The 12,573-nt window shown below is 35.7% G+C and carries 10 protein-coding genes; 2 read left to right on the top strand and 8 right to left on the bottom strand.

The annotated features are described in order from the left end of the window. Together RQ907_RS04640 and RQ907_RS04635 are read left to right on the top strand one after the other, a co-directional pair. A partial coding sequence (locus tag RQ907_RS04640) for an AAA family ATPase (RefSeq protein ID WP_311492223.1) occupies window positions 1-657 on the top strand: 657 nt, incomplete at its 5' end. Further along, window positions 650-2,380 (top strand): hypothetical protein, encoded by a 1,731-nt coding sequence (locus tag RQ907_RS04635; RefSeq protein ID WP_311492222.1) that lies wholly within the window; start codon window positions 650-652, stop codon window positions 2,378-2,380. The genes RQ907_RS04640 and RQ907_RS04635, both read left to right, overlap by 8 nt. A gap of 41 nt (window positions 2,381-2,421) precedes the next feature. On the opposite strand, the gene murJ is transcribed toward RQ907_RS04635, so the two are convergent. The 8 genes from murJ to RQ907_RS04595 all read right to left on the bottom strand — a co-directional run. Continuing rightward, window positions 2,422-3,993: a murein biosynthesis integral membrane protein MurJ gene (gene murJ, locus RQ907_RS04630; protein WP_311492221.1), complete on the bottom strand. Its 1,572-nt coding sequence runs from the start codon at window positions 3,991-3,993 to the stop codon at window positions 2,422-2,424. Between the two features lie 64 nt (window positions 3,994-4,057). Further along, window positions 4,058-5,716, bottom strand: a complete 1,659-nt coding sequence (locus RQ907_RS04625; RefSeq protein ID WP_311492220.1) for an ABC transporter ATP-binding protein — start codon at window positions 5,714-5,716, stop codon at window positions 4,058-4,060. Then, window positions 5,706-6,983, bottom strand: a complete 1,278-nt coding sequence (locus RQ907_RS04620; RefSeq protein WP_311492224.1) for an ATP-binding cassette domain-containing protein — start codon at window positions 6,981-6,983, stop codon at window positions 5,706-5,708. Before RQ907_RS04620 ends, RQ907_RS04625 begins: the two co-directional genes overlap by 11 nt. Window positions 6,984-6,989: 6 nt before the next feature. After that, a complete protein-coding gene (locus tag RQ907_RS04615) occupies window positions 6,990-7,448 on the bottom strand; it encodes a hypothetical protein (protein WP_311492219.1) in 459 nt (152 codons plus the stop codon). Window positions 7,449-7,742: 294 nt separating this feature from the next. After that, the gene (locus tag RQ907_RS04610) at window positions 7,743-8,903 is read right to left on the bottom strand and encodes a hypothetical protein (protein WP_311492218.1); all 1,161 of its coding nucleotides are present in this window, start codon (window positions 8,901-8,903) and stop codon (window positions 7,743-7,745) included. An 822-nt stretch (window positions 8,904-9,725) separates the two neighbouring features. Continuing rightward, window positions 9,726-11,252: a 4Fe-4S dicluster domain-containing protein gene (locus RQ907_RS04605; protein WP_311492217.1), complete on the bottom strand. Its 1,527-nt coding sequence runs from the start codon at window positions 11,250-11,252 to the stop codon at window positions 9,726-9,728. 23 nt (window positions 11,253-11,275) lie between these two features. Continuing rightward, on the bottom strand, window positions 11,276-11,584 hold the full coding sequence (locus RQ907_RS04600) for a hypothetical protein (RefSeq protein ID WP_311492216.1): 309 nt from the start codon (window positions 11,582-11,584) through the stop codon (window positions 11,276-11,278). Between the two features lie 64 nt (window positions 11,585-11,648). Continuing rightward, the coding region (locus tag RQ907_RS04595) for an ATP-binding protein (protein ID WP_311492215.1) at window positions 11,649-12,573 on the bottom strand (925 nt) is incomplete at its 5' end.

The raw sequence follows: 12,573 nt of genomic DNA, 5'->3' as shown, positions 1-12,573 counted from the left end.
ACCTACAATGTTTCCTTCCATGTTAATACAGACTTTGCTTCCCTAATCGGGGCAGATACCTTCAAAAATGGCGAGGTGACTTTCAGAAAAGGCCCTATTTATGAAGCTGCTATTAAGGGGGGTTTTGCGATTTTAGATGAGATTAATATGGCGAAAAACGAAGCGATTTCCGTCCTCCACGCAAGTCTAGATCACAGGAGAATTATAGATATTTCTGGTTTTAATAAGATAAGTCTAGATCCAAATACCAGGTTTATTGGAACTATGAACTACGGTTATGTTGGCACTCGTGAGCTTAACGAAGCTCTTGCTTCTAGGTTTATGATTATAAATGTGCCAAATATTACCAAGACCAATCTAGATTTACTCCTAAAGGATAATTTCCCAAGTCTCAAGGAAAAATACAGACACGCCATGATTGACATGTTCATTTCCCTACAGATGAAGAGCGAAAACAATGAAATTTCAACCAAGGCTGTAGACCTCAGGGGACTTATCGGAGCTATTGAGACTATGAAAATCGGATTAAACCCTTTTGACGCTATCAAGATGGGTTTGGTTAATAAATCCTTTGATAAATTTGAAAGGGACTTGGTTCTTGATTTGATAAAGACAAAGATTCCTGAAAAAATAGACGAGAGTGTCTTTGATGAATGATAATTTTGACAAGATAAGACAATACAATATCATCTGGGATTTTGCCGAAAAATACGACTTTCTTCCCCAAAAATCCTATCCCATGGATGAAGTCTACAAAAATATGACCAGGGGTTTTATTATTAAGACCTTTGATTTTAAGGTCTTAGACTCATATTTTGACTACCTAAGAGCAGAAAGTCCCTTTTTCCCAGAATTTTCCTTCATTACCAACCTTTTGATGGAGGATATAGCCTACAAGACTTTGGCAAAAAATAACCTAGTGATTGAAAATCTTAGAAAAGACTTTTCTAAAAAAGCTCTACGAAAATACAATTTCCACGAGGCAGATGACTTAAAAGAGCAAATCGAAAAGGCTTATTATGGGCAAATCCTAGGCAAACCTATTACTGAGGGACCTTTTTTCAGGACAATTTATAGGGATATTTTTAAAATTTATGACCTTGACACAACTAAATTAATCGAGAAATTAAACGGAGTCTTTAAGACCTACTTTCGTTTTGAAAAGTCTAAGGAAAATGAATCCCTCCTCCAAGAGATGATTAAGGATAAAAAGCCTAAAGATTTTAAAAACTCAAAGAAGGATGCCAAGGACTTTGACTTTTCCGATGACTTTATTAAGGATCAGTTTAACATAGGTTCGGCAGAGTTTACAGGAAATATTTATCTAGAGGAAAAATCCAAGGATATGGATAGGCACCTTATTCTTTTAAATGCTGATAAGGAAGGCTACCACGGGACTAATGAATTTATAGAAGACTTTTATGGCAAGTCGGTTTTCCCTGAAATGAGGGTCAAATCTCTTGAGAAAAAACTCGCAACTGGGGTTCATTCTGGTAAATTTTTGTATTTTACCAAGGGAGTTTATACTGATAGCCCAAATGCCAAGTTTTATAAGAAAAATAGGGACGAGGTTTTTACTAAAAATAAGGACTATATAGAAAAAAATCTCGCCATAAATAACCGTTCCATCAAGGAGCTTGCCCAAACCATAAAAAATTCCATAGCCAATTACGAGGACTTTGCAGATGTGAGCAAGGCTTACGGGATTGTGGATTCTACCAAGGCTTGGAAAGCGAGCGTCCTTAAGGATTTCAATATTTTTGACAATGTAGAAAACGATGACGTTTCGTCTTTCAAGGTCGATTTACTTTTAGATTCTTCTGCTAGTCAAAGAAACAGGCAGGAAATTATCGCCAACCAAGCCTATATAATAGAAAATGCCATGGACGAGGTGGGCATTCCTATAAGGGTAATGTCCTTTTCGACCCTCCGTGATCACACAGTTTTCAATCTCTTTAGGGATTACAATGAAAAACACAACAACAAGGAAATTTTCAAATACTTTGCCTCCGGCTCAAACAGGGACGGTCTTGCCTTTAAGGTCTTAAATGAACTGATTGACAAGACTAAGGAAAATGAAAAGCACATTGTTCTTATCCTCTCTGATGGCAAACCAAATGACGAAAAAGCCAATATAAATACGGTCAAACTACTTGAAAAAGAACAATATGTAGGAGATGTGGCTGTAAATGATACTGCCAAGGAAATTAGGAATATAAAAAACGAGGAAATCTCAGTTTTAGGCGTCTTTACCGGCGAAGATGAGGATATAGAAAATGGAAAACTAATTTATGGGACAGATTTTTGTAGGATTACAAGTCTTGAAAATTTCTCCAAAATCGTTTCAATTTTTATGAAAAATACTATTATGAAAATGTAAAAAGATGGCAAACTTAAGCCAAAGCTTAAGAGCCATCTTTTTTAGTACCTATTTTTTCTTTTTCGTCTCGCTACCCTTTTTGGTTCTTTATTCTTTTCAAAAAACTTGTGGTAGACTTGGTTTACAAGGTCCATCACTTCTGGAATCCTCGCTATTAATACTAGCAAGATATAGGCAGCTCCCGCCACAAGAATCGCCCCAAAAATAGCTATTAGATGGGACATCCTTCCTGCCAAGATATTGTAGGTGAAACTTGCCAAATATGCCATGATTCCTGTAGCTATTATGATTTTTCCTAAGGAAAGAATAGTCACCCTTAAGTTAAAGGACCCGAAATTTGCCCTAAATTTATAAATCATAAGCATGGACCCAATGGCTGTCGAGACTACTGTTGCCAAAGCAAGGCCTTGGATATCGAAATATCTAATCAAAATAAAATTTAAGATTACATTTAAAACCTGTTGGATTACTACAATTATAACTGGAGTCTTGCTATCTCCAACCGCATAAAATCCCCTATCCACAACATCTGTTAGGGATTGGAAGATAATATAAGGAGCATAGACTGAAAGTAGACTTGCTACAATAATCGTATCGTCACTTGTAAAGGCATTTCTCTGGAAAATCAGCTCAATAATTGGTTTTGACAAGACTGTCATCCCTATTGTTGCAGGGATTACCAGACTCATTGTAATGACAACTGCAGATGAGATTGAGGCCTTCATTTCCTTGATTTGCCCAGATTGACCAAGGGAGGCAATCTTTGGGAAAATCGCTGTTGTAACAGAAACTGTGATTACACCTGTAATTAGGGTAAGCATGGTTTTTGAATAAAACAATTTAGAAATGGCTGCCTTGCCAAAAAAGTATGAGGCCATAGAGTTATCTGCTATGATGGAAAGTTCACCAGCAGCTGACGAAATAATTATTGGCACAGCTACAATCATCAGATTTTTTACGTATTTATTGTGGATGTCTATAATCTTTTTGTGGTCAAATCCAGCCTGCCTTACTGCTTTTGGGAATAAAATATATTGCAAAACATTTCCCAAAAGAGCTCCAACTATGAGCAAGTATGGGTTTCCAGTTATACCTGTTAGGACTGTGAAAATGATGATTACAATATTCATCAAAATACCAGTGATGGCTGGGTCAAAGAAATTGCCCTTGAGGTTTAGATAACCCCTAAAAATCGCAGAATACAAGTAGGCAAAGACTGCGAACATCATTATTCTGGTGAAATTTGTCGCAAGGTCGAGCCACTCACCTTCAAGGTCAGGGCTTAGGATTTTTGAAAATGGCCTTGCGAAAATTATCCCAAAAATTACTGCAAAGAGGGCAAAGCGCATCAAAATATTATAAACATTTGATGTAAATTCCTCTGCGGCCTCCTCGCCTTCTTCGTTTTTTGCCTTGTTATATATAGGGATGAAACCCGAAATAATACCCATCGCCACGAAGTTTGATACCACTACTGGGAGGGTATTTGCTGTTGTATAAACACTTTTTAAGTCACCTGCTCCGATAAAGGATGCCATCACTGCCTCTCTGGCAAAGCCAAAAACCTTTGATATGATGGTTATTATCATGAGCATCAATGTAGTTTGTCCCATAAGAACCTCTCTTTTAGTCTTATTTTCTTATTATATCAATTTTGATATATAAAGACAAATAGGCTTATGAATTTTTCCTAGCCTTGACTTGGATTTTTTCATCAGCTATGGATAAACTAGATAAGGAGTGGCTTACAAGGAGAACTGTCTTGTCCTTACTTTCTTCTTTAATCGATTTTAGGATACTTGCCTCATTTAAGATATCAAGGTTGCTAGTTGGTTCATCAAAGAGCATGAGGTCTGAGTCGTGGAGGAAAGCCCTGGCTATGCCAATTCTCTGCCTTTCTCCTGCTGATAAAGTCGAACCTAGTTCCCCAGCCCTTGTTTCATAACCATCTGCGAGTGATGAAATAAAGTCATGGATGGAAGCTTTTTTGGCTGCTTCTATTATTTCCTCCTCTGTAGCAGCTAATTTCGCAAGTCTGATATTATCTTTTAAGCTAATGTTAAAAATATAGGTGTCTTGGGCAAGGAGACTTTGCATCTTCCTTAGTTTCTTACTTGGGATTTCTTTTATATTTTCATTATTAATCCTAATTTGACCCTGGTCTACATCCCAAAACCTCATTAAGAGCCTTAAGAGGGTTGATTTTCCAGACCCACTTTTGCCATAAAGTCCAAAAATCTTTCCCTTATCTATATTTAAAGAAAAATCTTCGAGGATTTTCTCTTGGCCATAGGCAAAGGAAATATGATCAATTTCTGCAGATTCGAATTCTTCTTTTTCTTGATTTCCCAATACTTCTTCTACCATTGGCGCTTCTTCTAAAAGATCTAAGACCCTATCCCCACTTGCAAGGGTGTGGGATAAGATATTACCAAGGTTAGATAGGGCAACAAAGGGACCAAAGCTTGAAAACATAGCTATGGTTGGGATGATAAAGCCCTTTAGGTCTACAATATTTTTTTTGTAGAGGATGAGGGATAAAAATAGCATGGCAAAGGAAAATCCAAGAATCAAGCCCCCGATTAGGACTTCTGACCCTGCCTTTATCTGGTCAAGCTTGTTGGCAGTGGCCCTTAACTTCCTAGATTTTTTCCTAAGGATAAAATCCTGTCTATCTTTTAGGTCAAATTGTTTTACTTCGTCCATATTTCTGATAGTTTCAAGTACAAAGGAGTTTAAATCTCCGGTTTTATTTCTAAGGTCAAGACCCAGGCTTGCATTTTTTTTGCTAATTAGGATTGGACTTAGGATGCCAAGACTAGCATAGGCAAAAAAGGCCAAAATAGCCTGGTAAACAGAAAAACTTCCTATGAAAATTTCCATAAAAATCAAATAGCTAATCGCTATACCGATTGGAGAAATTGTGTGGGCGTAAAATACCTCTAGCAATTCTATATCAGATGTAATCAGACTTATGAGGTTGCCCTTATCCTTACCAGCGAGTTTTGCTGGGGCAAGACTTCTCATTTTTTCAAAGACTAGGTGTCTGATTTTCGCCAAGATTTTAAAGGCTAGGTAGTGGTTGGCGTATTGTTCTATATAGTGGAAAATCCCCCTAAGAACGGCAAAGGCAAGCATTATCTTGATTATAAATAAGGTCTTCCCATCATTTGTATAATTTGACAAAATCCCGTATCCTGCAAGGATTGTTACGAAGCTTGCACAGAGATGACCAAGACTTCCGATAAGAATTGCTAAGGCCATAAGAGGTTTTAATTCGCCAACAAGACCTATCATATTTTTCATAATGGCAAAGCCAGATCTTCTATTTTTCATAACCTACCCCCTTTGCATAAGAACAAAGCTCTTCTTGTTTGTTAAAAATATTTTTATAAGCCTCACAAGATTCATATAAGTATGCGTGATTGCCTGAATTTTGGATTTTGCCGTCTTCTAGGAAATAAATCCTATCGCTATTAACTAAATTTATTAGCTTGTGGGAAATAATTAAGACTGCTTTTTCCTTGGCAAGTTTTTCAATTATGCCCATAATTTGAGCCTCATTTGGTCCATCAATGTTGCTAGTTGCCTCATCAAAAATATACAAGAGCCCATCAAACAAAAAGGCTCTGGCAAGGACAAGTCTCTGCCTCTGTCCACCGGATAAGTTTGAAGCATTTTCCAAAATTTCTGTATCAAGCCCCTTTTGATCTTTGAAAAATTCGTATAGGTTAACTTTCTTTAGGGCATCTAGCATTTGCTTGTCAGTAAGGGCCCTACCCGCAATTTTTAGGTTATCCCTAAGACTTCCCTTAAAGACTCTGCCATCAAAGTCTACCTTTATTATCTTTTTGTGGATGGTCTTTGGATCGTAGGATTTTTTCTCAAGACCATTTATCAAAATTTTCCCTTTGTAAGTAAGACCTGGGTCCTTGATTAGTTTGGCAATTGTTGACTTGCCAGACCCACTTAGGCCAACAAGGCTGACCATTTCTCCGCTTTTAATTTCAATATTAATCCCCTCAAGGATTTGCCTTTGGTCATCATAGGAAAAATCCACTTCCTCGAAGTTCATCTGGATTTTCCCCCCATTTAAGTTTTCACTTCCCAAGTCCCTATCAAGGCTATCAATTAAGACCATTAGCTTGTTTGAAGCTGCTATTCCATTCATAGCTATGTGGAAATATGAACCAAGAAGCCTTAGAGGTAGGAAAAATTCTGCGGCCAAAAGACTTATAAAGACAAGGCCAAAGATATTTATATCTCTTTGACTAAATTCCATAAGGGCAACTCCAATACCAGCAGCAGCTCCACCGTAGGCTATAATATCCATAACAGATGTTGAATTTAATTGCATAACCAAAACTCTCATGGTTGCCTTTCTGAATTTTTCTGCAAAATCATCCATCAAGTCTTGCCTATAGGAATCAGCTCCATAAGACTTTAATTCATTTAGACCTTCCAAGTTTTCTAGAAAAATATCTGCCAAGCTCATGTAAGATGTCCAGTAGGAACCCAAAAGCTTTTTGGCAATTTTTTGGATTAAAATTATGGAAAGTGGAATGAGTGGTAGGCAAATCAAGAGGGTGAGGGCCGAATTTATACTTATTTAAGCTATAAAACCAAAAATAATTAGGGCAGATGATAGGGAATAATATAGTTGTGGCAGATAGGATGTGAAATAAATTTCCAACTGGTCTACTCCCTCAACTGCTAATTGCAAAATAGCCGAGCTAGGAAGATTTTCCTCAAAACCAATCCTATCATCCATGAGCTTAGCGAAAATAATTTTCCTCATTTTTTCCTTGATAAATTTTGTAGAAGAAAAGGAAATCCTAGTTACCAGGTACTGGCAAAAAAGTTTTACAAGTACAAATCCAAGGCCATAGATAAGTATCCTAATTAAGTTTATATCTCCAATTTTTTGGCTAAAGACCTTGGAAATCACTTCGCCAAAGATGCAAACTATGCCTATTTGCATAAAAAGCGCTACGAACCTAAAAAGTAAATTTAGGTACAAGTATTTTTTTGATCCCTGTAGGATTCCTACAAGCTTTTTGTTAACCATAAACCACCTCGTTTAAAAATTCTATAATTTCATTTTATCATAGGAAATAAAACCACGCAATTGATTTTCAGTATCAGATTTTATCCGTAAATACTTTTAAAAACCATAATATTTATTAAATTATAAATCTTATTCATGTTCCATTCTTCTTTTTAATTGTCTATACGGTTTTCAAAATTAAGTAAGACTGTTTTCTTGGTTTACAAACCTAAATAAATTCACCTTTATAGGAGATTTGCAATCGCTTTTCTACACCAACCCACAATTTGACAAAAAAAGACCGCAAGCTATTGCTTACGATCTTTTGATTTTATTCTTCATCCTTATTCTTTTTTCTTTTGTAAAGAATAATCCGACACTAGATACTGCCATCAAGCCTAGGTAGATTTCATAGTTGCCTATAATACCAGTGTGTGGGTTTAAGATTCTGGCTACGGCCTTCTTTGTCCTAGCCAAACCCTTATCAAGGCTTGCTGATACATTTACCGATATTTTTCCAGCAGTATTTTCAATCTTATCCACAGTCTGATCAATCTTTGCTTGTATCTCAACTATTTCATTATCAGCTTTTTCTATTTGATTTGGATTATTTCCTTTTTCTTTTGAATAATCCTTATTGTTTGAATTATCCTTATTAATTGAATTATCCTTATCTTTTGGATCATTTCCTAATTTATCATCAAATCTGTCGCTTGGTTTTACTTCTACTTTATCATCCGATTCATCGCTCGGTTTTACTTCTACTTTATCATCCGATTCATCGCTTGGTTTTACTTTTACCTTGTCATCAAGTTTATCATCTGGTTTTTGAATAGAGTCATCAGTTTTTTCTAGATAATCAGCATTTACTATAACAGGTACATCAACTGTATAGCTAGATCCATCTTTGTAATAGACTTTTTCTTTATATTCTCCAGCCTCTGTTGTCTTCACCCTCTTAGAAATATCATCTTCAATAATTTGAACACTTTCAACTTCTTTTCCTTGAGCTGGTGTGATTGCCTTCTTGTAGTCAACATCTGTCAGGCTATCGCCAATATTTTTAACAATTTCTTTAACACTTGGTTTAAGTGGAGCAATTTCTCCCATGCCACTCCTATAAGAAGCATATATCTTAGTATCTTTAGGGAATTGGTTCCTGTCAGATGGCTTGATTTCCACTTTTTCATTTTGGTCATTTAGGTAATACCATTTTGCAAATGAATATTTCCTATCTTCTGCTATTGGGTCATCTGTAGGGATACTTACCTTAGCTTTTGGATTTACATAGTAGACTTTTTCTTGCCTATCTTTCGCCAAATTTGTTGGCACTAGACTTACCTTTACAAAATCTCTTAAAAATTCATCATTCTTGACAATATTAGGTTTATCACCATCGTCTAGTGCTCTGTAAATATTTTTATAAAGCTTGATTGGAAGATCTATCTTAACTTTATTGTCATTTTCTAGGCTCAAATTAGCCTTAATTTTTAAATCTTTAGGAGTTGAGTCCCCGACAGGACTTCCATCTTCTTTTAAATCATAAATTTCTTCATTAGGAAGATTGTTTATAACCCTATTATCTACTAGGGGATACCTATTGTCTTTGTTTATATCATCGTATTCGCTTTCATATTTTCCTGCAAAAACTGGACTAATATTTGATGTAACTATAGTTTATGAAGTTACAAATGCAAAAATTCTTTTCCCTATTTTCATTCTTTATCCTTCTTACATATATGATTTTATAATTTTTTTATTTTTCTATTATACACCCTTTTTTTAGGAAAATATATACTTTTTATAAAATTTTTTTTGTTTTTTTAGCTTCTAATTTAAATTAAAAAAACAACTAAAACCTAAGAGAAATACGATAAAATACATAAATATAATTTAGGAGTGAATTTTTCCAAGCAGATAAAAAAATAAATAGAAAATGATAATAAACTTAAAAGAAAAAAGTTATTAAAGAGATCTCTTTAATCTAATTTTTAGGAAAAAATCCTCCTTACAGGAGTAGAATCAACAAAAAAATTTCTTTACTCCTAAACTTTCCTATTTTCTAAAATCCTACTACCATGTCTCCACGGATTTGATTCCTAAAAATCTTTGAGATTTGTCCACCAAAAGGGGCTGTTGCAAATTGTGAATAATTATCGTCCCATCATCATAAGGTTCTCTCTCAAAGTTTCATGTTTAGCCCGCCGGCTCGAGGAGGTGAAACTTCACGAGAGGTTCTCATGATGATATTGGGACGATTTATTCATTGTGCAACAGCCCCTTAAATAATTTTAATATTTATTTTTGTAAGACACTATCGTTTGGCCTATCTTCTGCTGGAATATTTGTATTGTCTGCTGGTGATTTAAAGATTGATGCTGCTGAGAAATCTTTAACAGCCTTTCCAGATTTTTTGATATCAACAACTGTACCAGGTCCACCAACGCAACCACCCATACAAGCCATTCCTTCGATTAGCTTGCCATTCATCTTGCCAAGTTTAGCCATTCTGGCAAGTTTCACGCAGTCAGCTAGACCTTCCGCATTTTCCATTTCTACTACTGCATCTGAGTCTATTTCGTGGATTCTCTTTTCAACAGCTTGGGCAACACCACCGCTTACAGCGTAGTACCTACCTGTTTGAGAAGCATCCATGATATCTTCTTCTACTTCTATTTCAGCTGGCTCTATACCCTTAGCAAGAAGCATACCCAAAAGCTCTTCATAGGTAATTACAAAGTCGATAACTTCTGCAACTTCTGGTTCAAGGGCTTCAAGCTTTTTAGAAATACATGGGCCAATGAAAACTACTTCGCAGTTTGGATCACGTTTTTTCATTTGCTTACCTGAGTAAATCATAGGTGTAGATGACTCAGAAATCTTATCGTTTATATCTGGGAAATTCTTCCTTACCATAAGTTTCCATGAGAAGCAGCAAGATGTACCCATAAATGGTATTTTACCTGTTGGCACAGATTCTAAGAACTCGTGTGCTTCGTTCATTGTTGTAAGGTCAGCACCTAGACCTACTTCTATCATATCATCAAAGCCTAGCATTTTAACAGCTTCTCTGATTTGTTTTGGACTTACATTTGCACCAAATTGGCCTACAAAGGATGGGGCTACTATAGCATATACCTTTCTATCTGATTGGAGAGATTTGATTAATTGGTAAATTTCTCCCTTGTCTGATATAGCTCCAAATGGACAGGTAATTATACACCTACCACAAGCCACACACTTATTTTCATCGATTGATGCACGTCCTAGTTCATCTGATTTGATTGCCTTTACACCACAGCTTTCCGCACATGGTCTTTTTTGGTGGTTAATGGCATTATATGGGCATGCTTCTACACACTTACCACATTTGATACACTTATCTTGGTCTATCTTTGCACCCTTTGATGAATAGCTTACAGCATTTTTAGGACAAACATTTACACATGGGTGACCTATACAAGCATGACATTGGTCTGTAACTGTAACCTTATTTTCTGGACATGCCTCACAGGCAATCTTAATTACAGAAACTAATGGTGGATGGTAAATTCTCCTATCAACATCCATATCAGCAAGACCAGCTGTGATTGCTTCTGTCTTGTCAGCTGTTCTTGCATCAAGACCTATACACATCCTAAGTCTTTCGCCCATTACAGCTCTTTCTCTAAAAATATTTTCCCTGTAAGATGCTTCTTCACCTGGTAAAATATTATAAACTTCATTTCCTATATCTGTCAGCGGTCTATTTTCATAGGCAATCTTTGCAATTGCCTCGAAGGCCATCCTTCTAATATTTAATATATCTATGTACGATTCTTTCATTTAACACCTCAACTAACCAATTCTTATTTGTTTACTTCTAACCTTCTCTTATCCCTCTCTACTTTGAGAGCAGCATACATTTTTTCCATAAGAACTTCTGGTTTAGCCTTGGTTATGTACTCTTCATCTATTTTTACTATAGGTGATAATCTTTTTGAATCTTCGACTTCATCCATAACGTTCTTATAAATTATTTCAATTTCAGGAGCTTTTCCTAAATTATCGACTTCGTAAGCAATCTCAACATCCTTCTTTACAAGTTCTGCTGAATCATGCAAATATTCATTACCGTGAGCTGTGCATCTTGCACATGAACATATAATTACTTTCATCTTAGTCTCCTTTTTATATTCTCACTATGATTGTATCAAATATAACGAAATATTTCAACATAGATTATACCATATCATTCATAGGTATTTCTATAATAAAAGTAGAGCCTTCTTCAATTTTGCTTTCTAAATCCAAATTAAATCCCAAACTATCAGCTAAATGCTTGGCTATTGATAGGCCAAGTCCTGTGGATTTCACCTTCCTATCCCTTGATTTATCTGCAACAAAAAATCTCTCAAAAACTCTTTTTTGGTCAGCGCTAGAAATTCCTATCCCGGTATCTTTTATAAAAATCCTTAGCGACCTATCAATAAGAATCGAATAAATTTCTATAGACCCACCTTCCTTGTTGTATTTGATGGCATTTTCATAAATATTTGATAGGAGGTCCACAAAAAGAGTTTTAACTGTAAACAGCCTAATATAAGTCAAATTATTTACTACTTTTATTTTTCTTTGGTCTGAACTTTGCCTATACTTATCAATAATAATATCCATCTCTTCCTTGATATCTACATGAGTTTTGGCCATATCATGACCCTTTTCATCAAGTTTTGATAGCCTTAGGATATCATCAATTATTTCAAGGAGTCTGTTTCCCTCATCAAAAATTATCTGGGCAAATTTCTTAACGTCTTCTTTCTTGGCAATCCCTGTGGAAATTAGCTCTGCATAGCCATTTATAGATGTAAGGGGACTTTTTAATTCGTGGGTGACATTGGCAGAAAATTCCCTTCTCATAAGCTCCGCCTTCCTAGTTTCTGAATAATCTATGATAATTACGACAAAACCCATATTGCCTTCATCATAGATTGGGTCGAGGAAAATCTTTAGGTGGTAGGAATTTACATCAAGTGCCAAGCTTTTTGACCTAGATAAAATCCTTGCCTCCTTTAGGGCAAGTTTATATTCCTTATCATCAATTAATTTATCGAGTCTCACCTTTTCGTCCTTATTTAAAAAGACCTTGGCTGACTCATTCATAAGC

Origin of the sequence: uncultured Anaerococcus sp. (assembly GCF_963510575.1) — a bacterium.
Classification (GTDB): Bacteria; Bacillota; Clostridia; order Tissierellales; family Peptoniphilaceae; genus Anaerococcus.
The sequence above is the reverse complement of the archived record's forward strand: the minus strand, read 5'-3'. Positions and strand labels throughout refer to the sequence as shown.